Source organism: Azospirillum aestuarii (assembly GCF_016632405.1).
GTDB classification, from domain to species: Bacteria; Pseudomonadota; Alphaproteobacteria; order Azospirillales; family Azospirillaceae; genus Azospirillum; species Azospirillum aestuarii.
Genome location: NZ_JAEPIV010000046.1, coordinates 1 through 24,080, shown reverse-complemented (window position 1 = coordinate 24,080; position 24,080 = coordinate 1). Strand labels below are relative to the sequence as shown.

Here is a 24,080-nt window from a genome sequence, read left to right as displayed (position 1 = left end):
GGAGGCCCTCGTACAGGATGGTGCAGAGCGCCGACAGGCCGATGGCGAAGGCGACCGGGATGCCGAGGACGAGGAAGCCGAAGAAGGTGACGGCCAGAATGGTCAGTTCCATGATGGTGCGACCTCCTCGCCGCGGATGATGGCGACGACGTGTTCGATGGCGAAAAGCACGATCAGGACGCCGGAGAGGACGAGCGGGATGTAGCGGACGGCTTCGGAGACGTGCAGGTTGGGGATGAAGTAGGGGGCGACGGAGTTGCCGAGCACCCAGCCGTTGTAGGCCATGCAGGCGCCGAAGACGCCGACGAGGGCGTAGATGACGATCTCGACCTTGCGGCGGATGACGTCGGGCAGCATGACGAGGAAGGATTCCAGGCCGATGTGTCCGGCGTCGCGGACGCCGACGGCGGCGCCGATGAGGGTGACGTAGAGGACCAGCACGATGGCCAGGCTCTCCGCCCAGGTCGGCGAATCGTTCAGCACGTAGCGGCCGAAGACCTGATAGAACACCACACAGACGATGGCCATCAGGCCGACCATCGCCACGCACATCCCGGACCACGCCAGCCGCGCGTTCATCCGCGTCAACAAGCGCGGGGCGGCGAGGGGGCGGACCTCTTCCAATTCAAGTTCGATGCTCATGATGCCGTCCTTCCCGCGGGGGGCGGCGCCGGCCGGGAATGGCCGGCGCCGCGTCCGCGTGCCTTACTTCGTGTCCTGCCTACTTCGTGTCCTGGATGCGCTGGACGAGGCCTTGCAGCTTGGGCGTGTTCGCGAACTTGGCGAATACGGGCTTCATCGCGTCGATGAATTCCTGCTTGTTCTTCACGTCGCTGATCTGGGAGCCGGCCTTCTCGACGATGGCGCGGGAGGCCTCCTCGCGTTCCGTCCACAGCTTGCGCATGTAGGGAACGGAATCCTTGGCGGCCTTGCGGATGGCGGCCTGGTCGTCCTTCGACAGGCGGTCCCACGAGACCTTGGAGAAGACCAGCACCTCCGGCGCCATGGCGTGCTCGGTGCGGGTGAAGTACTTGGCCGCCTCGAAGTGGCGCGAGGATTCATAGGACGGGTAGTTGTTCTCCGCCGCGTCGACGATGCCGGTCTTGAGGCCGGTGTAGACCTCGCCCATCGGCATCGGCGTCGGGTTGGCGCCCAGCGCCTCGATCATCGACACGAACAGGTCCGACTGCTGGACGCGGATCTTCATGCCTTTCAGGTCGGCCAGCGACGACACCGGCTTCTTGGAATAGAGCGAGCGCGAGCCGCTGTCGTAGAAGGCCAGACCGATCAGCCCCTGGCTTTCCATGGCGGCGAGGATCTCGTCGCCGATCGGGCCGTCCAGAACGGCGTGCATGTGGTCGGTGTCGCGGAAGATGAAGGGCAGGGCGACGACCATCGACTCCGGCACCACGTTGTTCAGCGGCGCGACGTTGATGCGCATCATGTCGAGGCCGCCGATCTTGATCTGCTCGATCGTGTCGCGCTCGTTGCCCAGCGCGCCGTTCGGGTAGACCTTGACGCCGAGCTTGCCGTTGCTGCGTTCGCTCAGCAGCTTGCCCATGTATTTGACCGCCTCGACGGTCGGGTAGTCGCCGGGGTGGATGTCGGCCGAGCGGAAGTCGCGGGCCGACACCGGGGCGGCGAGCAGCGCGCCCGCGGCGCAAGCGGCGAGCAGCGCCATGCCGAGGCGACGGAAGGTGTTCTTCATGACCGTACTCCTGCCTTAGGAGAAGTGCCTGTTGGAGCGGAGGCGGGGCGTCGGCCCGCCGAAGATGGACAAACGAAAAGTCTCTGCGTTCGGAAGAAGCCCCGGCTGTTCGGCTGTGCGCCTTGAATAATAGCGCTGCGAAAACGGGGGCAAAAAATAATCCCGGAGGGGATGAAGGCGCAAAATCCCGGCGCCATCGGCGTCTGCCGACGGGGGTGAAGCTGGGCGGTTCTCGTCCTTTGTCTGGAGGCGCCCGCGGTGTTCTTCCGCGCGGCTTCCCGATCGTTGTCCGGTGAGCGGGCGGCGCCGGTTGTTCACGTCCGTGTCGCGTCCCGCTGGGCTAGTTATATTAATATATCAGCTGTCGAGGCAAGCACAAAACGGGGGGCTGAACGTGTGACGCCAAAATGTCGCAAGCCGGGTGGGGATTAAAGGTTGGGGATTAAAGCCGCGGCGGGGTTTGGCGCCCCGCGGCGGTGGGCGCATCGGTGAAATAGAGCGGTGCGGCGGCCCGCAAGTCGTCGATGGCCAGCCGCAATCCGTCGAGATGGACGCCGAGCGCCTCGACGCTGGCCTCCCGGTCGTGGGCGGCGATGGCCTCCACGATGGCATCGTGCTCGGCGATGACTTTCGCCATCTGGCCGGGAACGGGCAGGGTCAGGCGCCGGCAGCGGTCGACCTGCACCTTCACCTGTTCCACCAGCGCCCAGAAGCCGGGGAATCCGGCGACGTCGGCGAGCAGGGCGTGGAAGCTCTCGTCGGCCTCGTGGAAGCCGTCGCGGTCGCAGGCGGCGCAGAGGTCGCGCTGCGCCTCCAGCGCCGTGCGCAGCTGCGCGATGTCGCCGGGGGTGGCGCGGACGGCGGCCATCCGCACGGTGGCCTCCTCCAGCGCCTTGCGGATCACCCCGGCCTCCGGCAGGGCGGCGACCGGGATCAGGGACACGTAGGTGCCCGACTGCGGGAAGATGTCGATCAGCCCCTCGTCGGCCAGCCGCAGCACCGCCTCGTGCACGGGGGTGCGGCTGACGCCGTAGGCCGCGGCGATGCGGGCCTCGGCGATGGGCTCGCCGGGTCGTCGGCGCATCCCCAGGATGTCGTTCCGCAGGTCGCGGTAGATGGGAGAGGCGGAGCGCGGCGCGGGCCGGACCGTGGCGAGCCGGCGCTGCCGCGGCGGGGCGGCGGTGAGTGTGTCCGATGGCATGAGCCACCTCGTCAGACGGGCGGGTCGCGCGGGCGTGGGCCGGCGCCCCGGTGAACGTGTGAAAGCTAATATATTAGTGTTTGCGCCCCGTGCTGAGTGGCAAATTGTGGGACACCTCGGGCGAAGTGTCGCACGTCCCCGCCTCCGCCCGGCGGCGCGTCTCGCGGATCAGGATCAGCAGGCCGCTGGCGATGACGATGGCGGCCCCGGCCAGCACATGGATTCCCGGCCAGTCGCCCCAGACCAGCCAGCCGAACAGGCAGGCCCAGAGGATGCCGGCGTAGTTGAACGGGCTGATGACCGCCGCCGGGGCCAGGGCATAGGCGCGGGTGGCGAAATACTGGGCGCCGCCGCCGACCAGCCCCATCGCCGCCATCAGCGCGAAGCCCTCCGCCGTCGGCATCGTCCAGACGAAGGGCAGGGCGAAGGCGCTGAGCAGCGTAGAGAAGGCGGTGAAGTAGAAGACCGTGGTGACCGGCGCCTCCGTCCGCCCCAGCTGCCGCATCGCCATCATGGCGAAGGCGTAGGCGACGGCGGCGCTCAGCCCGACCAGCGCGCCGGTGTTCAGCATGCCGCTTCCCGGCTGCACGATGACCAGGACCCCGGCGAAGCCCACCGCCACCGCCCCCCAGCGGTAGGGGCCGACCCGCTCCCCCAGCACCGGCACGGACAGCGCGGTCAGGAACAGCGGGGCGGAGAAGGACAGGGCCACCGCGTCGGCCATCGGCATCAGGTGGTAGGACAGGAACAGCAGCACCATCGAGGTCAGGCCGATCGCCGCCCGCCAGAAATGGCCGCCGAGATGCTCCGTCCGCAGGCTGCGCCAGCCGCCGGCGCGGGCCAGCATGGCGGTGGCGGGCAACAGGGCGAAGGCGTTGCGGAAGAAGGTCACCTCGGCCAGCGGGTAGTCCGCCGCGAGATGCTTCGCCAGCGCGTTCAGCACCGCATAGAGGAACACCGCCAGCAGCATGGAGACGATGCCGCTGCGCGCCTGGAGATGGCTGGGGATGGGCTGGGCCATGGGTGCCCCGGGGGGGTGAGGGAATGGGTTGACCTTGCCCCCACCCCGGCCCTCCCCCGCTTCGCAGGGGAGGGCCGGGGTGGGGGCATAACGTCTGCCTTCAATGCGCCGTGCGGCGGCTCGGACGACGGTAGATGAACCAGTAGACGGCGCCGACCAGAACCGCTCCGCCGAACCAGTTGCCCAGCGTCACCGCGGCGAGGTTCAGCAGGAACTGCCCCACCGGGATGACCGGCGCGGCGCGGCCCAGGTCGGCCCAGAAGGAGGCCGGGGCGCCCCATTCGATCAGCAGGCCCAGCGGCACGAAGTACATGTTGGCGACGCAGTGCTCGAAGCCGGCGGCGACGAAGGCGCTGACCGGGAAGATGATCGCCATGATTTTGTCGGTCACGCTGCGCGCGCCGAGCGCCAGCCACACCGCCAGACAGACCAGCACGTTGCACAGGATGCCCAGGAAGAAGGCCTGCCCGACGGGCAGCCCCGCCTTGGCCGTGGCGAAGTAGAGCGCGGAGGCGCCCACCGCCCCGTGGCCGAAGCCGTACTGCCCGGACAGGAAGACCAGCAGCGCCGTGCCGGCGGCGCCGACGAAATTGCCGAGCCACACCATCGTCCAGACCTGGAGCATCCGCCCGGTCTTCACCCGCCCGCTCGCCCAGGCCATGACCATCAGCGCATCGCCGGTGAAGAGCTGCGCGCCGCCGACGATGACCAGGATCAGCCCCAGCGAGAAGACCAGACCGCCGAGCAGCCGGGTCACCCCGTAGGGCATCATGCCCTCCGCCCCCGACATGGCGACGGTGGCGAACAGCCCGCCCAGCGCGATGAAGGCGCCGGCCAGAACGGCCAGGGCGAACAGCGTCGCGCCGTCGTAGTTGGCCTTCTTGACGCCCAGGTTCTCCGCCGCGAGCGCGATGGCGTCGGGCATCAGCGCGTCCAGGGAGGACGCGGGCGGGGCGGCGGCAGGGGAGGCGTGTGGGCTAGCCTCTGGAAGGGAATGCGTGTCCATAAAGGTGCTCCTCGTCTCACACGACCTTGAGACCCTGCGTCCGGAAGATGCCGCGCACCCGCTCGGTCAGTTCCGGCGGGGGAGGTTCGGTGTTGGCCAGCGCGTAGGGCAGGCCGAGCTGCTTCCACTTGAACTCGCCCATCTTGTGGAAGGGCAGGACGTCCACCCGCTCCACCACCTCCAGGCCGGCGGCGAATTCCGCCAGCCCCTCGATCTCGTCGAGATGGTCGGTCAGGCCGGGAACCAGCACGTAGCGCAGCCAGATCGGCTTGCGCAGCACCGACAGCCGCTCGGCGAACTCCAGGGTCGGGCGCAGCGGCACGCCGGTGACGGCGCGGTAGGTGGATTCCTTGAACGCCTTTATGTCCAGCAGCACCAGATCGACGTCGGCCAGCAGATGGTCGTCGGCGTGGCTGCCGAGGAAGCCCGAGGTGTCGAGCGCGGTGTGCAGGCCGAGCTGCTTGGCGCCGCGGTAGATGGCCGCGCAGAATTCCGGCTGGACCAGCGGCTCGCCGCCGCTGATGGTCAGGCCGCCATGGGCGCGGTGCAGGAAATCGGCGTAGGTGGCGATGTCGGCCAGCACGTCCGAGGACTGGGCCGGCGACCCGTCATGCATGTGGCGCGTGTCGGGGTTGTGGCAGTACTGGCAGCGCAGCGGGCATCCGGCCAGGAACAGGACGTAGCGCAAACCCGGCCCATCGACCGTGCCGCCCGTCTCCACCGAATGGACCCAGCCGCGGACCGATGCGCCCGTCCCGGCGGCGTGCGCGGGGTGGGGGGTAATCGGGCTGAGCATGAGGCACCTCGTGAATGGGCGCCGGTGCCCGCTTCATTGCGGCACCGGCGCTGTGTGCCATCCTATGTCAGGCCCCGGCGTCGGCCATGACCGGGGTCAATTGATCTGACCGGGCTTCCTGCGCGCTTTGCGTGTATCCGCCGGCGGGAAGAACGGGGCGCTCCACCCAGGCGATGCGCAGGATGTTGGTCGAGCCCGGCATGCCGAAGGGCACGCCCGCGGTGATGACCAGCCGCTGCCCGTCCTCCGCCAAGCCATGGGCGTAGGCGATGCGGGTCGCCTTGTGCACCATGTCGGAGAAGTTCTGGATGTCCTCGGTCAGCACGCTGTGCACGCCGTAGGCCAGCACCAGACGGCGCGAGGCGGCGACGGTCGCGGTCAGGCAGAGGATCGGAACCTCCGGCCGCTCGCGGGCGGCGCGCAGCGTGGTGGAGCCGCTGGTGGTGTAGGTGACGATGGCCGCCGCGTGGATGGTGTGGGCGACCTGCCGCGCCGCCGCGGTGATGGCGTCGGCGGCCGTCTCCTGCGGGTCGGCGTGCTGGGCGTCCATCATCGTGCGGTAAAGGTCGTCATGCTCCACCCGGCGGGCGATGCGGTCCATCATCGACACCGCCTCGACCGGGTAGGCGCCCGACGCGGTCTCCGCCGACAGCATCACCGCGTCGGCGCCGTCGAAGACGGCGGTGGCGACGTCCGACGCCTCGGCACGGGTCGGGGCGGGGGCGCCGATCATCGATTCGAGCATCTGGGTGGCGACGATCACCGGCTTTCCGGCCTTGCGCGCCTCGCGGATGATCCGCTTCTGGATGCTCGGCACGTCCTCCGGCGGCATCTCCACGCCGAGGTCGCCACGGGCGACCATGACGCCGTCCGACAGCTCGACGATGCGCTCCAGATGCTGGATGGCCAGCGGCTTCTCCAGCTTGGACATCAGCGCGGCGCGCCCGGCGATCAGCTTGCGCGCCTCCGCCACGTCCTCGGGCCGCTGCACGAAGGACAGCGCCACCCAGTCCACCTCCTGGTCCAGCGCGAAGACGAGGTCGGCGCGGTCCTTCGCGGTCAACGGCGACAGCGGCAGCAGCACGTCGGGCACGTTCACGCCCTTGCGGTCGGACAGCTTCGTGCCGGCCACGACGATGGTGTCGGCGTGGTCCGGGCTGCAATCGACGATGCGCAGCCGCACCTTGCCGTCGTCGAGCAGCAGGTCGGTGTCGGGGCGCAGGGCGGCGAAGATTTCCGGATGGGGCATGCCGACGCGGGCGGCGTCGCCCGGCTCGGTGGAGAGGTCGAGGCGGAAGCGCTGGCCCACCGTCAGCTCCACCGAACCTTCGGCGAAGCGGCCGAGCCGCAGCTTCGGCCCCTGGAGGTCGGCCATGATGGCGATGGGCCGCTCCAGCTCGCGCTCCAGCTCGCGGATGGCGCGCACGCGGGCGCCGTGGTCGTCGTGGGAGCCGTGGCTGAAGTTGAGGCGGAAGACGTCGACGCCCGCCTCGAACAGCGAACGGATCATCTCCGGCGCGGAGGAGGACGGACCCAGCGTGGCGACGATTTTCGTCTGCCGGAAGCGGCGGATCGGGAAAGTGGCGGTCATATCGAAACGGGCTCCGCAAAAGAGGGCGGGGACAGTGGGCGCGGCGGCGCGGGCGCTCATCGGCAAGACCGCCGCGCCAGGGCCGGCGTGACGATGCGGCGCGCGGCGGTCGGTGCGGTTCTCGGGGATGCGCTCGCGGTACGGGCGGGCTTGGGCCGGCCGGGCTGCGCGTCTGTCCTTCGCAAAATAAAATACTAGTATATTAGATTGAAAGGCAAGCACGTTTCGCGGGGCGAACCTGCATTCCGGCCAAAATGTCGCAGAGGACCGGTCGACGGATCAACCGGTGGCGTAGGGCTTTTTGCCGAGAGAGAAGGTATTGGGCCTGTTTCGATTTCGGATTATTTTACCGGCACGACGTGCTTTAAGACCGTTTCGGTGTGTTGGCATGGAACAAGCCAAGGGATCGGCAAATCATCGGCCTGTCCGGATGCATGGGACAAATTTGAGGTGCGCCGGAACAATGACGATGGTGGCCGAATGACGGGAGCAGAGCGGCAATGATCGGTGGCGTAGACTTGAGCAATTGCGACCGGGAGCCGATCCATCTCGTCGGGGCCATCCAACCAAGCGGATTCCTGATCGCACTGTCGACGGACTGGATCGTCAAGCACGCCTCGTCCAACATCGGGGCGTGGCTGGGGGTGGAGCCCGACGCGCTGCTGGGGCTTCCCCTGACCGAGGTGATGGAGGAGGAGGCGCTTCACGCCATCCGCGGGCGGCTTCAGCTCTCGCTGATCAACGGATCGGTGGAGCGTGCCTTCCGCCTGAAGCTGTCGGCCAGCGCGCTGCCGCTGGACATCGCGGTCCATCTGTCCGGCCAGTCGATCATCATCGAGGCGGAGCCGAGCGAGACGGACAGCGAACTGGACGTCGGCTCCATGGTCCGCGCCATGATCGGACGGCTTCAGCGCACCGCCGACTTCGACGCCTGCTGCCGCGAGGCGGCGCGGCAGCTGCGGTCGCTGACCGGCTTCGACCGGGTGATGATCTACCGCTTCGACCGCGACGGCGCGGGGGAGGTGATCGCGGAATCCGCGGTGCGCGGTGTACCCTCCTATCTGGGTCTGCGCTACCCGGCCTCGGACATCCCGAAGCAGGCCCGTGCGCTGTACGAGCGGAACTGGCTGCGCTGCATCGACGATGTCGGCGCTCCGCCCGCGGCCATCCTGCCGCCGATCGGACCGGAGGGCGAGCCGCTCGACCTGTCGATGAGCGTCCTGCGCAGCGTGTCGCCCATCCATTGCGAGTATCTGCGCAACATGGGCGTCGCCGCCTCGCTGTCGGTGTCGATCCTGCGCCGCGGCAAGCTGTGGGGCCTGTTCGCCTGCCACAACATGGTGCCGCGGCGCCTGTCGCTGGAGCGGCGCACGGCAGCGGAGCTGTACGGCCAGATGTTCTCCTTCCTTCTGGAAGGCGTCGAGCGCGACCGTGAGGAGGCCTACGAGGCCAAGGCGCGTCTGCTCCACACCCGCATCATGGCGGTGATGGCGGACGGCGCCTCCTCCATGGAGAATCTGGGGCGGCTGCGCGGCGAGGTCGGCCACTACATCCGCAGCGACGGCTTCGCCATCGTGCTGGGCGGCCAGACCCTCGTGGACGGCAGCACCCCGACGCCGGAGGAACTGCTCGGGCTGGTGCGCATGCTCAACCGCACGCACGCCAGCCGCGTCTTCGCCACCAGCGAGATCGGGCAGGTCCACCAACCCGGCGTGGATTTCGCCGAGCGCGCCGCCGGCATGCTGGCCATCCCGGTGTCGCGCAAGCCGCGCGACTACATCATCTTCTTCCGCAAGGAGTCGCTCCGCACCGTCACCTGGGCCGGCAATCCGGACAAGCCCGTGGAAGCCGGCCCCAACGGGCAGCGCCTGACCCCGCGCAAGAGCTTCGAGGCGTGGAAGGAGACGGTGCACGGCCAGTCGGAACCCTGGTCGGAGGCCGACCTGCGCATCGCCGACTCCCTGCGGATCACGCTGATGGAGGTGGTGCTGCGGCTGGCAGACCAGGCGGAGGAGGAGCGCCGGACGGCCCGCGAGCGGCAGGAACTGCTGATCGCCGAGTTGAACCACCGGGTCCGCAACATCCTCAGCCTCGTCCGGGCATTGCTGGTCCAGAGCCGGGCGGGGGTCACCCGCGTCGAGGAGTTCGCGGAGATCGTCGGCGGGCGCATCCAGGCGCTGGCGCGGGCGCACGACCAGTTGACGGCGGAGAACTGGAAACCGTCCCCCTTGCGCCCCCTGATCGCGGCGGAGGTCGACGCCTATCTGGGCAGCCGGGCGGAACGGGTGGTCCTGTCCGGGCCGGAGGTGCTGCTGTCGCCCCCGGCCCTGTCCGTGATGGCTCTGATCATGCATGAACTCGTGACCAACGCCGCCAAATACGGTGCCTTCGTCGACAGCGGCGGCCGGGTGAAGGTCCATTGGAGCCTGGACGACCGGGACGCCCTGGAACTCTGCTGGGAGGAAAGCGGCGGACCGCCCGTTCAGGCGCCGACGCGCCAGGGCTTCGGCACCACCATCATCGAGCGCTCCGTCCCGCACGAGCTGAAGGGCGAGGCGACGGTGACCTACGCCCTGGCCGGGCTGAAGGCGCGCTTCACCGTTCCGGCCATCCACGTCAGTCTGGCGCCGGAACGCCCGGCGGCGGTGATCGAAGCGGCGGTGACGCCCTGCGCGGCGGCGGATGCTCCGCTGGGCGGGACGGTGCTGCTGCTGGAAGACAACATGATCATCGCGATGAGCGCGGAGGACATGCTGCTGAAGCTGGGCGCCGAGCGGGTGGAGACGGTGGCGAGCGTCCGTCAGGCGCTGGTCGCCATCGCGGACGACCCGCCGGCCATGGCGCTTCTCGACGTCAATCTGGGAACCGAGACCTCTTTCCCGGTGGCGGAGCGGCTGCGCGAGTTGGGCATCCCCTTCCTGTTCGCCACCGGCTACGGCGAATCCGCGATCTTCCCGGAGGAGTTCCGCGACGCGCTGGTCCTGCGCAAGCCCTACGATTCGGAGCAAGTCCGGCGGGGGCTCCAGACGGTGCGGGGGACGTAGCCGGTCGTCGGGAGACTTGGCCCGCTCCGGAACGTCACGCGGCGGTACCGGTCTGGCGGGTCAGGGCTTCCTGCAGCAGGCGGGCGGTGACCGGCTTGAACATCAGGCCGATCCCGTGCCGTTCGGCCTCCTGCATCACGTCGGGGCCGGAATCGCCGGTCAGCAGGACGGCGGGAACCGGCGCCCCGGCCAGTTCGCGGATCTTCAGGATGGCCTCGGTGCCCACCTTGTGCTCCCGCAGACGGTAGTCGGCGACCATCACATCGGGCCGCCGGCCCGCCGCCCGCAGGCGCTCCAGCGCCTCGTCGGTGGAGGAGGCGACGATGGTGTCGTAGCCCCAATCCTGGAAGATCGAGCGCAGCCCCATCAGGACGATGGCGTCGTCGTCGATCAGGACGGCCAGCCGCCCGCGCTCCGTTTCGCGGGGTGGGAGAACCGGAGCCGGGCTTTCCGCGGCATCGCCGAGCGGCACGGAGATACGGAAGACCGATCCCTTGCCGAGTTCGGAGCGCACCTCCACAGGGTGGCCGAGCAGCGCCGACAGCTTCTGCACGATGGCGAGGCCGAGGCCGAGCCCCTGGTTGCGGTCCCGCTCGGGGTTGCCGACCTGATAGAACTCCTCGAAGATCCAGGACATCTGCTCGCCGGAGATGCCGATTCCGGTGTCGCGCACCTGGATGCCGGCGTGGCTGTCCAGGGGGTGGCATTCCAGGCGGATCACCCCGCGCTCGGTGTAGCGGATGGCGTTCTCCACCAGATTGCGGACCATGCGCCCCAGCAGGTTGCGGTCGCTGCGCACGGTCAGGTTGTGGTGGTTCACCACCTGGAGATCCAGCCCCTTGGCGGCGGCGACCGGGGCGTAGGCGGACCCGATGTCGTCGAGCAGCGGCTTGACGGAAAAGTCCTCGATCCGCGGCTCGATCACCCCGGCGTCGAGCTGCGAGACGTCGAGCAGGCTGTCGAGCAGGCCCTTCAGCGTCTCCATCCCGCGCTCCAGCATCGCCAGGGCGTCGCGCCCGCGCGGGGAGTGGACGTGGCTGTGCAGCGCCTCGGCGAAGAAGAACATGGACTGCATGGGCTGGCGCAGATCGTGGCTGGCGGCGGCCAGGAAGCGGCTCTTGGAGCGGTCGGCCTGCTCCGCCGCCTCGCGGGCCATGCGGCTGTCGTGCACGTCCACCGCGGTGCCGACCCAGGCGATGATCTGGTCGTTCTGGCGCATCGGGTTGATCCGGCAGGCGTGCCAGCGGTAGGTCCCGTCGTGGCGCTGCATGCGCACGTCGAATCCGTAGGACTCGCCCGCGGCGATGCCGCGCTCGCGGCTGTCGAGCAGCCGGGGATAGTCGGCGGGGTGGATGTAGGACCAGCGCTCCCCCTGCTCCAGGCTGCGCCCGGTGTAGGAGCGCCAGGCGGCGTTGTAGTATTCCCGGCCGCCGTCGGGCCGGTTGATCCACATCATCACGGGGGTGTTCTCGACCAGCTCGCGGAAGCGGGTCTCGCTCCGCCGCAGGGCTTCCTCGCCGGCCTTGCGCTCGGTGATGTCGGTCAGGGTGACGACGGCCAGCGTGATGCGGCAATCGGGATCGCGCACCGGCTCGGCGTCGGCCAGGCAGGTGATGGGACCGGTGGGGGTGTCGCGGCGCAGTTCCTCCTGCCGCACGACCGCGCCGTCCCGCAGGGCGCGGACCAGCGGCAACTCCGAAGACCGCTCGGGACCGCTTGTGAAGGGGCGGGGATAGTCCTCGATGCGGTCGATCCGGTCCAGCGGCTGGCCGATCAGGCGTTCCGCCGCGCTGTTGTGCAGGATCACCCGCCCGGTGGGCGCCTCGGCCACCACCACGCCGGCGCGCAGATGCTCCAGCACCGCCTTCAGCAGCGACCGTTCCGTCTCGCGCTGCCGAGTGAGGCGCCCGATGGCCCAGGCGGTCCCGGTCAGGGTCAGCAGGAGGATGAGGGAGAAGGGAAACCACGACCACAGCGCGGCCACATCGACGGTGCGCAGCGCGGCGGCCCGGTCGATCCCCACGGCGATGGCGAGGCCGCTGCCGTTGGCGCCAGGCGGCGAATAGGCGGTGACGCGGGGCACCCCGTCCAGCCCTTCGGTCAGCGCCGTCGCGGTTTCGCTGCCGCTGAGGAACAGGCCGAGCCGCTCTGGAAGCGGTTGGCCGACGATTCCCTGAAGGTCCGGCACGCGGACGAGGACGGTGCCGCCGCGGTCGGCCAGAAGGACCGTCACGTTCGGCGGCAGGGGCTTGCGCGCCTGATACTGGCGCAGCCAGTCGAGGTCGAGCAGGGCGGTGACGACCGCCGGTTCGGTCCCATCGCTTCGGTCACCGCTCTGGCTGCCGCCCCGCGCGTAGGGCAGGGCGAAGGGCAGGGCGCGGAGGCGCGGCCCCTCGGTGGCGACATACTCCCCCACCGAGAAGAGGCCGGTGGAGAGGGCCTGCCGGATCTGCGGCTGGTCGGCGCTTCCGGTTCCGACGGTCCGCCGGTCGGTGGAGCACAGGACGGCCCCCGACCGGTCGGCGAAGCCCAGCGTCAGATAGCTGGGCAGGCGCTGGCGAAGCCGCTCCATCGTCTCCTGGCAGGACGGGCCGGCGATGTCCGCTTCCGCCAGCGTGGCCAGGATGTGCTCGATGTCGTCGACGATCCGCTGCTGTTCGGTCTGAATCAGGTCGAGCAGACGCAACGCCTCCTGACCGAGTTCGGCCTCCCGCTCCGCCCGCAGGCGGGTGTGGGAATAGACCTCGAACCCGATCAGCGGAGCCAGGGTGAAGACGAGCAGCAGAAGCCAGCGAACCATGGACACGATCGACCGTCCCGGCCCAGGGGCCGTTGGGATGAAGGAAGCGATCGTGTGAACCCTAACATACCGCAGTATGTTGCAACGCCTGTCCTTCGGTCCTAACGCTTTCCTGCGCGCGGCGGTGGAGTCCTCAGCCCAAGGTCAGTGCTCCGCAACGGGGCGGGCGCCCGCCAGGAAGAGGGCGACGGCCCGTCCGACGTAGCGCTCCACCTCCTCCATGGAGAAAGATTGTTCCGGCAGGATCAAGCGGCGCAGCAGGATGTTGCCGGTGATCATGCCGATGAAGCCGCGGGCGGCGGCTTCCGGATCGCTGACGGTCAAGGCACCGGCGGCGGTCTGCCGGGCCAGATAGTCGGCCAGCCGCCGCTGGGCGGTTTCCGGGCCGATGCGGAAGAAGGCTTCGGCGATGTCGGGGATGCGTCCGCCCTCCGACACCAGCACGCGGACGATGGCCATGGTGCGGTCGTCGAACAGCGCCGCCACGAGGTGCAGGGCGAAGCGGGTCAGCCCGTCCTCCGGTGCTGCCCGCTCGTCGGCCTGGATGGCGGCCAGCCCCTCCTGGATGCGGGCGCTGTTCTCCTCCATCATCGTGCGGAACAGCCCCTCCTTGTCGCCGAAATGCTCGTAGAGGGTGGCGCGCGAGCCGCCGGCCCGGCCGATGATGTCGGTCAGGGTGGTCTTCTCGAAGCCCTTCTCGACGAACAGCGCCGCCGCGGCGTCGAGCAGGGCCTGCCGGCGCGCCCGACCGCGCGGGCCGACCGTGGATGCGTCCTTGTCCGTTGTCTTGTCGATCAATTCCCTGGCGTTTCCCCGGTCCATCGGTTTTCCCACAGGCGCTGGCGGCCCTTGCCCCCACCCTAACCCTCCCCCGCTTCGCAGGGGAGGGGACTGCCGCCGCTTCGCAGAAATCTCCCTCCCCTGCGACAGCGGGGGAGGGCCGGGGAGGGGGCAAGGACGCCGCCATCGTGCGCATCCTCGCGGGAGCTATGACCGTTGCCGCCCCCGCTGGCAAGACGGCAATACGCCGCTCTCCATCCTGGTCAGGGCCGCGTCCCCGCAAGGAACAACCGCACGGACTGGCGGACGTAGCGCTCCAACTCCTCCATGGAGACGGACTCGTCGGGAAGGATCAGCCGCTTGGTCAGCAGGTCGCCGACCACCATGCCGATGAAGGCGTGGGCAGCCCCCTCCGGATCGTCGATGCGCAGGTGCCCGGCCTCCGTCAGCTCGCGGAAGCAGTCGGCGAGCCAGCCGATGGTCTTCTCCGGGCCGACCTGGAAGAAGGCCTGGGCGATGTCGGGGATGCGCCCGCCCTCCGACACCAGGATGCGCAGGATGGCGGTGGTCTCCGGCATGGTCAGCGTGCCGGCGATGTGCAGGCCGACGCGGTACAGATTCTCTTCCAACTCCTCGGCCATCGCCGCCGGGCCGGCGGTGTGCATGGTCGACATCTCCTCCAGCACGCGGTCGCAGTGACGCTCCATCACCGCGCGGAACAGCCCCTCCTTGTCGCCGAAATGCTCGTAGAGCGTGGTGCGCGACCCGCCGGCCTGCCGCAGGATGTCGGACAGCGAGGTCAGCGCGAATCCCTTCTCCACGAACAGCGTCGCCGCGGCGTCGAGCAGCGCCCGGCAGCGCGCCTGTCCGCGCGGGCCGCAGCCGGGTGGGTCGAAGCCGCCAGTGCCAAATCCGGCGATGCCACCCTGGAACGGTGTGGATGCCCCCTTGTCGGGCATTGCGGTTCCCCCTTGCGCGAACGGTCGTTCTGAATGTATCGTCCGGTACAGTGTACTGTATGAGACAGTACGAATAAAGGGGTCATTTCGCACCGTCCGCGCGCACCGGCCTTTTCCGCCGGCCCCGAAAGCCGGGCGGAATGTGGAACCTCCCCGGCTCATTAGGACATTTCATCGCCGCATCACGGCGTTTTCACGAGGAACGGATGCTCAACAGGAACGCATTTCTGTCTCTTGCCGTGGCGGCCTCCCTGACCGTGGTGCTGGGTGCCTGCCAGGACAAGAAGCACGCCGCCGGGGGCCAGCCGGCGCCCGGACCGGCGGAGGTGGCGGTGGCCACCATCCAGCCGCAGAGCCTGTCCGTCACCACCGAATTGCCGGGCCGCACCTCGGCCTACCGCGTGGCGGAGATCCGCCCGCAGGTCAGCGGCATCGTGCTGAAGCGCTTCTTCACGGAGGGGAGCGACGTCAAGGCGGGCGACCAGCTCTACCAGATCGACCCGGCCACCTACGAGGCCAACCTCGCCGTCGCCCAGGCCGACATCCAGAAGGCGGAGGCCAACCTGCAGGCCGCCCGCAACAAGGCCGGCCGCTACGGCGACCTCGTGCGCAGCAGCGTCGTCAGCAAGCAGGATTACGACGACGCCATGGCCGCGCTGAAGCAGAACGAGGCGCAGGTCGCCGCCGCCAAGGCCGCCTACAATCTGGCGCGCATCAACCTGGACTACACCAGGGTCTTCGCCCCCATCTCGGGCCGCATCGGCAAGTCCGCCGTGACGGAAGGCGCGCTGGTCACCGCCAATCAGGCGACGGCGCTCGCCACCGTCCAGCAGCTCGACCCGATCTATGTGGACGTGACCCAGACCGCCTCGCAGCTCATGCAGCTCCGCCAGGACATGGCGAGCGGGCGCATCCGCGCGGCCGAGCCCGGCAAGATTCCCGTCTCGCTGTTCCTGCACGCGGCGGAGGCCCCCTATCCCCAGCGCGGCGAGCTTCAGTTCTCCGACGTGTCGGTCGATCCGGGGACCAGCTCCGTCCAGCTCCGCGCGGTGTTCCCGAACCCGAACCTAGATCTGCTGCCGGGCCTGTTCGTGCGCGCCCGCGTCGAGCAGGGGGTGGCCGAGAACGCCCTTGCCGTGCCGCAGGAGGCGGTCCAGCGCGGTCCGGACGGCTCGGCGCGCGTCTGGGTCGTCGGCGACGACAACAAGGTCAACCCGCGCACCATCAAGACCGAGCGGGCGATCAACAACGCCTGGCTGGTCTCCGACGGTCTGAAGGCGGGCGAGCGCATCGTGGTCGAGGGGCTTCAGAAGGTGAAGCCGGGGGCCGAGGTCAAGCCGGTGGCGGCGCAGAGCGCCGTGGCGGCCCTGCCCGGACCGCAGGCGCGCTGAGACCGAGGACCGATCCATGTCGAAATACTTCATCGACCGGCCCGTCTTCGCCTGGGTCATCGCCATCGTCATCATGCTGGCGGGCGGTCTGGCGATTCTGGGCCTGCCCGTCGAGCAATACCCGAAGATCGCCCCGCCGACGGTGTCCGTCACCGCCAGCTACCCCGGCGCGTCCGCGAAGACGCTGGAGGATACGGTCACCCAGGTCATCGAGCAGAAGATGACCGGGCTCGACCATTTCCGCTACATGTCCTCGAACAGCGATTCGTCGGGCAACGTCACCATCACCCTGACCTTCGAGCCGGAGGCCAACCCGGACATCGCCCAGGTCCAGGTGCAGAACAAGCTCCAGCTCGCCGTGCCGCTCCTGCCGCAGGAGGTGCAGCAGCGCGGCCTCCAGGTGTCGAAGGCGGGCAACGACTTCCTGATGGTCGCCGGCTTCGTGTCCAGCGACGGGCGGCTGAGCCAGGGCGACATCGCCGACTATGTGGCCTCCAACCTCCAGGACACGATCAGCCGCGTCGAGGGCGTGGGCGACATCACCGTGTTCGGCCCGCAGCACGCCATGCGGATCTGGCTGGACCCCGACGCGCTGAACAGCCACCAGCTGACCACCATCGACGTCACCAACGCCATCAAGGCGGAGAACGCGCAAGTGTCGGCGGGCCAGCTCGGCGGCGCCCCGGCGGTGCCCGGCCAGCGGATCAACGCCACCATCATGGCGCAGTCGCGCATGCAGACGCCGGAGGAGTTCGGCGCCATCCTGCTGCGCGTCAATCCCGACGGCGGGCAGGTGCGGCTGCGCGACGTCGCGCGGATCGAGATCGGGCAGGAAACCTACGAGATCACCGCCCGCTACAACGGCAAGCCGGCGGCGGGCCTGGGCGTCAAGCTGGCGACCGGGGCCAACGCGCTGGACACCGCCGCCGCCGTGAAGGCGCGCATCGCCGAGCTGTCGGCCTTCTTCCCCGAAGGGCTGGAGGTCATCTACCCCTACGACACGACGCCCTTCGTGGAGCTGTCGATCCACGAGGTCGTCAAGACGCTGATCGAGGCGATCATCCTCGTCTTCGCCGTGATGTACCTGTTCCTGCAGAACTTCCGGGCGACGCTGATCCCGACCATCGCGGTTCCCGTGGTGCTTCTCGGCACCTTCGGCGTGCTGTCGCTGTTCGGCTTCACGATCAACACGCTGACCATGTTCGGCATGGTGCTGGCCATCGGCCTGCTGGTCGACGACGCCATCGTGGTGGTGGAAAACGTCGAGCGCGTGATGAGCGAGGACGGGCTGCCCCCGCGCGAGGCGACCCGCAAGTCGATGGGCCAGATCACCGGCGCGCTGATCGGCATCGCGCTGGTGCTGTCCGCCGTGTTCGTCCCCATGGCCTTCTTCGGCGGCTCGGCGGGGGCGATCTACCGCCAGTTCTCGCTGACCATCGTGTCGGCGATGGCGCTGTCGGTGCTGGTCGCCCTGGTGCTGACCCCGGCGCTCTGCGCCACCATCCTGAAGCCGGTGGCGAAGGGCCACGGCCACGCCAAGCGCGGCTTCTTCGGCCTGTTCAACCGCGGCTTCGACGCCAGCAGCCGGGTCTATCTGCGCGGCGTGCGCGGGGCGGTGTCGCGGCTCGGGCGCTACGGCATCGCCTACGCGCTGATCGTCGGCGGCCTGGCCTACCTGTTCCTCCAGATGCCCTCCTCCTTCCTGCCGCAGGAGGATCGCGGGACCATGTTCGTGCTGTGGTCGGCCCCGCCGAACGCCAGCATCGAGCGCACGCTGGAGACCACCAAGCTGGTCGAGACGCACTTCCTGGAGACCGAGAAGGACAGCGTCGAGGGCCTGTTCACCATCGCCGGCTTCAACTTCGCGGGCCGCGGCCAGAACGCCGGCATGGCCTTCGTCCGGCTGCGCGACTGGAGCGAGCGCGAGTCCGCCGACCGCAAGCCGACGGCCATCGCCGGGCGCGCCATGGGCGCCCTGTCGAAGGCCAAGGACGCGGTGGTCTTCGCCTTCATGCCGCCCTCGGTTCCGGGGCTGGGCAACGCCACCGGCTTCGACCTTCAGCTGGTGGACCGCGGCGGCGTCGGGCATGACCGGCTGATGCAGGCGCGCAACCAACTGCTGGGCCTGGCGGCGCAGAACCCCAAGCTGGTCGGCGTCCGCCCGAACGGGCTGGAGGACACGCCGCAGTACAAGCTGACGGTGGACCGCGAGAAGGCCAGCGCGCTGGGTCTGTCGCTGACCGACATCAACACGACGCTCACGGCGGCGTGGGGATCGTCCTACGTCAACGACTTCATCGACCAGGGGCGCGTGAAGCGCGTCTATCTCCAGGCCGACGCCCCCTACCGCATGCAGCCGAGCGACGTCGACCGCTGGTACGTGCGCAACGCCATGGGGCAGATGGTCCCCTTCTCCGCCTTCACCACGGCGCAATGGACCTACGGTTCGCCGAAGCTGGAGCGCTACAATGGCATGTCGTCGCTCAACATCCAGGGCTCTGCGGCGCCGGGCATCAGCTCCGGCGAGGCGATGCAGGAGATGGAGGCGATGATGGCCAAGCTGCCGCCGGGCGTCGGCTATGAATGGACCGGCCTGTCCTACGAGGAGCGGCTGAGCGGGTCGCAGGCCCCGGCGCTCTACGCCCTGTCCATGCTGATCGTCTTCCTCTGCCTGGCCGCGCTCTACGAGAGCTGGTCGGTGCCGGTGTCGGTCATCCTGGTGGTGCCGCTGGGCGTCATTGGCGCCGTGCTCGCCGCCACGCTGCGCGGTCTGCCAAGCGACGTCTACTTCCAGGTTGGCCTGCTGACGACCATCGGCCTGTCGGCGAAGAACGCCATCCTGATCGTGGAGTTCGCCAAGGCGCTCTACGACGAGGGCATGGATCTGAAGGACGCCGCCATCGAGGCGTGCCGCCAGCGCCTGCGCCCGATCATCATGACCTCGCTGGCCTTCGTGCTGGGCGTGCTGCCGCTGGCGACCAGCAGCGGCGCCGGTTCGGAAAGCCAGAACGCCATCGGCGTCGGCGTGATGGGCGGCATGATCTCCGCCACCGTGCTGGCGATCATCTTCGTCCCGGCCTTCTTCGTCGCGGTCTATCGTCTGTTCGGCAGCAAGCGCGCCGGTGCCCATCCCCCGCCGGGTGCCGAGCCGGTTCCCGCCGGCGACTGACGGTTCGGCTGCGGCTGGAAGCGGAAGGCCCGGTCCCGGAAAAGGGGCCGGGCCTTCTGCTGTGCGGGTGCCTTTTGCGTGGGGTAGCTGCGGCAGAACAACACAGGACATGCGGCGCCCCACGGAGCAGCTTGCCCTCGAACTAATATACTAGTATTTATTGTTCCCGGGGGTGGCGGCTGAGCGCCTGCTTGTGGCGCTCCAGCCGTTCCCGCAGGGCGTCGCCTTTGCGCAGCGCCACGGCAATCGACAGTATGTCGCCGAGGACCAGATGGCTGATGCGCGACGTCATGGGCGAGTGGATGTCGAAGTCTTCCGTGACGTCGGCGAGCAGGCTGACCGTGGCGAGCTGCGCCAGCGGCGAGCCGGAGCGGGTGATGGCGACGACCGCGGCCCCGGCGGACAGCGCGTTCTGCACGGCCTCCAGCATGTCGCGGGTGCCGCCCGAGCTGGACACCGCGACCACCGCATCGCCGGGGGCGAGCGACAGGGCCGACACGAAATAGACGTGGGCGTCGCTGTAGGCGACCGTGGGGATGCCCAGCCGGAAGAAGCGGCGCTGGATGTCCTGCGCCACCGTGCCGGAGTTGCCGGAGCCGTAGAACTCGATCCGCCGCGCCCCGGCCAGCAGGTCGGCGGCGCGGTCCACCGATTCCGCCGACAGGTTGTTGCGCACCTGCATCAAGGTCGCCAGGGTGCGGTCGAACACTTTCCCGGCGATGCCCGCCGCCCGGTCGTCCGGGCTGACCTCCTGGTCGATGAAGGGCATGCCCGCGGCGATGTCCTGCGCCAGCTTGATCTTGAACTCGCGGAAGCCGCTGCAGCCCAGCGCGGAGCAGAAGCGGGCGATGGTCGGTTCGCTGACCCCGGCGCGCCCGGCCATATCGGCCATCGACAGGGTGATGACCTCGCCCGGTTGGGCCAGCACGCAGTCCGCCAGCTTCCGTTCCGAAGGACGGAGCCCGTCGCGCACCGCCATGATCCTCGCCAGCATCGGCCTGTTCCCCTGTTCCATCCGTCCGCCACCGTAGCACGGATAGCAAAACTACATGACCCGATAGAAGGGTGCTATCGGCCGCGCTGTCCCACATACCGGGACCGCCGACGATGCGGCGTTCCGTCACAGTAACTTCATCAAAGAACGTGGAAAATCAACCGCTTTTGCCTTGCGCGCTTCGTGGTTCCGGTCTATGTAGCAAAACTACAAAATGACTTTTGGCCCTGCCGGCTTCACAGCCCGTTGCCATACCGCCGCTCCCGCCCTGACCGGGGTCCGGCGGTCTTCCGACCCCTCCACTGGGGGGCCTCCAGGGTCGATCAGCGACGCGGCGCGTGCCGCCCAGACGCCTTTTCGTGAGGAGACATCATGGACACCCTGCTGAGAGACGGATTCGTCGAGACCCCGGAACAGCAAGCCGAGCGCCCCTGGCGCCGCTTCGTTCCGGGCGTCTGGCAGCAAGAGGTCAACGTCCGCGACTTCATCGTGCGCAACGTCCATCCCTATGGGGGGGATTCACGTTTCCTGACCGGCCCGACCGAACGGACCAGGGCCCTGTGGAACAAGGTCACCGCCTTGCTGAAGGAGGAGCGCGCGGCCAAGGGCGGCGTGCTCGACGCCGACACGGAGGTCTTCGGCTCGATCACCGCCCACGCGCCGGGCTACATCGACCGGGAGCTTGAACTCGTCGTCGGTCTGCAGACGGACAAGCCGCTGAAGCGCGCGATCATGCCCTTCGGCGGCTGGCGCATGGTCAAGAACGGGCTGGAGGCCTACGGCTTCAAACCCTCGCCCAAGCTGGAGGAGGTCTTCCCCGGCCTGCGCAAGTCGCACAACGACGGCGTCTTCGACGTCTACACCGACGAGATGCTGCGCTGCCGCAAGTCGGGCGTCATCACCGGCCTGCCGGACGCCTACGGCCGCGGGCGCATCATCGGCGACTACCGCCGGCTGGCGCTCTACGGCGCGACCTTCCTGATCGAGGACAAGAAGGCGCAATACAAGAGCCTGGAAGTCGACCGCATCGACGAGCACACGCTGCGCCTGCGCGAGGAGATCACCGAGCAGATCAAGGCCCTGAAGGAACTGGCCGCCATGGCCAAGTCCTACGGCTTCGACGTGTCGCGCCCGGCGGCCAACGCCCGCGAGGCGGTGCAGTGGACCTACCTCGCCTATCTGGCGGCGGTGAAGGAGGCCAACGGCGCCGCCATGTCGCTCGGCCGCGTCTCCAGCTTCCTCGACGTCTACATCGAGCGCGACCTGCGCGACGGCCTGCTGACCGAGGAGGAGGCGCAGGAGCTGATCGACCAGTTCGTGACCAAGCTGCGCATCGTCCGCTTCCTGCGCACGCCGGAGTACGACCAGCTCTTCTCCGGCGACCCGACCTGGGTGACGGAATGCATCGGCGGCATGGCGCTCGACGGGCGCACGCTGGTGACGAAGAACAGCTTCCGCATGCTCCAGACCCTGAACAACCTCGGCCCCGCTCCGGAACCGAACCTGACGGTGCTGTGGTCGGAGAGCCTGCCCGAAGGCTTCAAGAAGTTCTGCGCGGAGACGTCGATCAAGACCTGCTCGGTGCAGTACGAGAACGACGACCTGATGCGGCCCTTCTGGGGCGACGACTACGGCATCGCCTGCTGCGTCTCGGCCATGCGCATCGGCAAGCAGATGCAGTTCTTCGGCGCCCGCGCCAACCTCGCCAAGACGCTGCTCTACGCCATCAACGGCGGCCGCGACGAGGTGTCGGGCGAGCAGGTCGGCCCGGCCTTCGCGCCGATCACCGGCGACGTGCTCGACCACGACACCGTGGTCGCCCGGCTGCTGCCGATGATGGAATGGCTGGCGCGCGCCTACATGAACACGCTCAACGCCATCCACTTCATGCACGACAAGTACATGTACGAGCGGCTGGAGATGGCGCTGCACGACCGCGACGTGCTGCGCACCATGGCCTGCGGCATCGCCGGCCTGAGCGTGGTCGCGGACAGCCTGTCGGCGATCAAGCACGCCACGGTGAAGGTGGTCCGCGATGAGCGCGGGCTGGCCACCGACTTCGTCATCGAGGGCGACTATCCGGCCTTCGGCAACAACGACGACCGGGTGGACGGGATCGCGGTGTGGCTGGTCGAGACCTTCATGGGTCTGCTGCGCAAGCAGAAGGCCTACCGCGACGCGGTGCCGACGCAGTCGGTGCTGACGATCACCTCGAACGTGGTCTACGGCAAGAAGACGGGCAACACGCCGGACGGGCGCAAGGCCGGTCAGCCCTTCGCGCCGGGGGCCAACCCGATGCACGGGCGCGACCGCAAGGGCGCCGTCGCGTCGATGGCGTCGGTGGCCAAACTGCCCTACGCGCACGCCCAGGACGGCATCAGCTACACCTTCACCATCGTTCCCGGCGCGCTGGGGCCGACCGAGGGTGAGCGGGTGGACAATCTGGTGGGCATGCTCGACGGCTATTTCGGTCAGGGCGGCCACCACATCAACGTGAACGTCTTCGACCGCGAGACGCTGCTGCACGCCATGGACCATCCGGAGCTGTATCCGCAGCTGACCGTCCGGGTGTCGGGCTACGCGGTGAACTTCATCAAGCTGACCCGCGAGCAGCAGATGGACGTCATCAGCCGCACCTTCCATGGGGCGCATTGAGGCGCAGCTGAGTTGTTGAGTCGCGCAGTATTGCCCCCACCCTAACCCTCCCCCGCTGGGCGGGGGAGGGGACAAATCTCCCTCTCCCGCGTAAGCGGGGGAGGGAAGGGGCCCGCGGCGACGCCGTGGGAAGGGTGGGGGCTCCGCCGCGACCACCTCCCCACAAAATCCACCCTCCAATCAAGGTCCACCCTCCCCCATGAGCGCCATTACCGAAATCCACGCCCGCGAGATCCTCGACAGCCGTGGGAACCCGACCGTCGAGGTGGACGTCCTGCTCGAATCCGGCGCCTTCGGCCGCGCCGCCGTTCCGTCGGGCGCCTCGACCGGCGCGCACGAGGCGGTGGAGCTGCGCGACGGCGACAAGGGCCGCTACGGCGGCAAGGGCGTGCTGAAGGCCGTGGAATCGGTCAACGGCGAGATCTACGACGCCATCGCCGGCCTCGACGGCTCCAACCAGCGCGCCCTCGACCTCGCCATGATCGAGCTGGACGGCACCCCCAACAAGAGCCGGCTCGGCGCCAACGCCATCCTCGGCGTCTCGCTCGCCGTCGCCAAGGCCTCGGCGGAAGAGGCCGCCCTGCCGCTGTTCCGCTACGTCGGCGGCGCCTTCGCCAACCTGCTGCCGGTGCCGATGATGAACATCATCAACGGCGGCGCACACGCCGACAACCCGATCGACATCCAGGAGTTCATGGTCATGCCGGTCGGCGCGGAGAGCGCCGCCGAGGCCATCCGCATGGGCTCGGAGATCTTCCAGGCGCTCAAGAAGAAGCTCAAGGACGCCGGCCACAACACCAACGTCGGCGACGAGGGCGGCTTCGCCCCCAACCTCGCCTCGACCGAGGACGTGCTGGGCTTCGTCATGAAGGCGATCGAGGCCGCCGGCTACAAGCCGGGCGACGACGTCATGCTGGCCATCGACGCCGCCTCGACCGAGTTCTTCAAGAACGGCAAGTACGAGC

The 24,080-nt window shown here is 68.8% G+C and carries 16 protein-coding genes; 5 read left to right on the top strand and 11 right to left on the bottom strand.

The window, feature by feature from the left end; all coding sequences use genetic code 11:
- Positions 1–102: 102 nt before the first annotated feature.
- From JJL56_RS30845 to pyk, 7 genes are all read right to left on the bottom strand, one after another.
- Positions 103–642: a TRAP transporter small permease gene (locus JJL56_RS30845; RefSeq protein ID WP_200487631.1), complete on the bottom strand. Its 540-nt coding sequence runs from the start codon at positions 640–642 to the stop codon at positions 103–105.
- Between the two features lie 79 nt (positions 643–721).
- Positions 722–1,708 (bottom strand): TRAP transporter substrate-binding protein, encoded by a 987-nt coding sequence (locus JJL56_RS30840; protein ID WP_200487630.1) that lies wholly within the window; start codon positions 1,706–1,708, stop codon positions 722–724.
- A gap of 442 nt (positions 1,709–2,150) precedes the next feature.
- The gene (locus JJL56_RS30835) at positions 2,151–2,909 is read right to left on the bottom strand and encodes a GntR family transcriptional regulator (protein WP_145629608.1); all 759 of its coding nucleotides are present in this window, start codon (positions 2,907–2,909) and stop codon (positions 2,151–2,153) included.
- Between the two features lie 73 nt (positions 2,910–2,982).
- Positions 2,983–3,930, bottom strand: a complete 948-nt coding sequence (locus JJL56_RS30830) for a DMT family transporter (protein WP_200487629.1) — start codon at positions 3,928–3,930, stop codon at positions 2,983–2,985.
- 100 nt (positions 3,931–4,030) lie between these two features.
- On the bottom strand, positions 4,031–4,936 hold the full coding sequence (locus tag JJL56_RS30825; protein ID WP_200487628.1) for a formate/nitrite transporter family protein: 906 nt from the start codon (positions 4,934–4,936) through the stop codon (positions 4,031–4,033).
- A gap of 16 nt (positions 4,937–4,952) precedes the next feature.
- Positions 4,953–5,732 (bottom strand): pyruvate formate-lyase-activating protein, encoded by a 780-nt coding sequence (gene pflA / locus JJL56_RS30820; protein WP_200487627.1) that lies wholly within the window; start codon positions 5,730–5,732, stop codon positions 4,953–4,955.
- Positions 5,733–5,799: 67 nt separating this feature from the next.
- Entirely contained in the window at positions 5,800–7,323 is a 1,524-nt protein-coding gene (gene pyk / locus JJL56_RS30815; protein ID WP_145629613.1) for a pyruvate kinase, read from the bottom strand.
- Positions 7,324–7,841: 518 nt separating this feature from the next.
- Between pyk and JJL56_RS30810 the strand changes: the two genes are divergently transcribed.
- Positions 7,842–10,367: an HWE histidine kinase domain-containing protein gene (locus tag JJL56_RS30810; RefSeq protein ID WP_247891342.1), complete on the top strand. Its 2,526-nt coding sequence runs from the start codon at positions 7,842–7,844 to the stop codon at positions 10,365–10,367.
- A 34-nt stretch (positions 10,368–10,401) separates the two neighbouring features.
- Here JJL56_RS30810 and JJL56_RS30805 read toward each other — a convergent pair whose 3' ends face one another.
- From JJL56_RS30805 to JJL56_RS30795, 3 genes are all read right to left on the bottom strand, one after another.
- Positions 10,402–13,167: a hybrid sensor histidine kinase/response regulator gene (locus JJL56_RS30805; RefSeq protein ID WP_200487632.1), complete on the bottom strand. Its 2,766-nt coding sequence runs from the start codon at positions 13,165–13,167 to the stop codon at positions 10,402–10,404.
- Positions 13,168–13,311: 144 nt separating this feature from the next.
- Positions 13,312–13,989 carry a TetR/AcrR family transcriptional regulator gene (locus tag JJL56_RS30800; protein WP_200487625.1) on the bottom strand — a complete coding sequence of 226 codons (678 nt, stop codon included), beginning with the start codon at positions 13,987–13,989 and terminating at the stop codon, positions 13,312–13,314.
- A gap of 221 nt (positions 13,990–14,210) precedes the next feature.
- A complete protein-coding gene (locus JJL56_RS30795) occupies positions 14,211–14,906 on the bottom strand; it encodes a TetR/AcrR family transcriptional regulator (RefSeq protein WP_145629615.1) in 696 nt (231 codons plus the stop codon).
- 206 nt (positions 14,907–15,112) lie between these two features.
- Here JJL56_RS30795 and JJL56_RS30790 point away from each other — a divergent pair, with 206 nt between their 5' ends.
- Together JJL56_RS30790 and JJL56_RS30785 are read left to right on the top strand one after the other, a co-directional pair.
- On the top strand, positions 15,113–16,297 hold the full coding sequence (locus JJL56_RS30790; RefSeq protein ID WP_200487624.1) for an efflux RND transporter periplasmic adaptor subunit: 1,185 nt from the start codon (positions 15,113–15,115) through the stop codon (positions 16,295–16,297).
- Positions 16,298–16,313: 16 nt separating this feature from the next.
- Positions 16,314–19,466: an efflux RND transporter permease subunit gene (locus JJL56_RS30785; protein WP_200487623.1), complete on the top strand. Its 3,153-nt coding sequence runs from the start codon at positions 16,314–16,316 to the stop codon at positions 19,464–19,466.
- A gap of 157 nt (positions 19,467–19,623) precedes the next feature.
- Here the strand turns inward: JJL56_RS30785 and JJL56_RS30780 are convergent, their stop codons facing one another.
- Entirely contained in the window at positions 19,624–20,460 is an 837-nt protein-coding gene (locus JJL56_RS30780) for a MurR/RpiR family transcriptional regulator (RefSeq protein WP_145629618.1), read from the bottom strand.
- Positions 20,461–20,832: 372 nt separating this feature from the next.
- Between JJL56_RS30780 and pflB the strand changes: the two genes are divergently transcribed.
- Together pflB and eno are read left to right on the top strand one after the other, a co-directional pair.
- Positions 20,833–23,115: a formate C-acetyltransferase gene (pflB, locus tag JJL56_RS30775; protein ID WP_200487622.1), complete on the top strand. Its 2,283-nt coding sequence runs from the start codon at positions 20,833–20,835 to the stop codon at positions 23,113–23,115.
- 199 nt (positions 23,116–23,314) lie between these two features.
- A partial coding sequence (gene eno / locus JJL56_RS30770) for a phosphopyruvate hydratase (RefSeq protein WP_200487621.1) occupies positions 23,315–24,080 on the top strand: 766 nt, incomplete at its 3' end.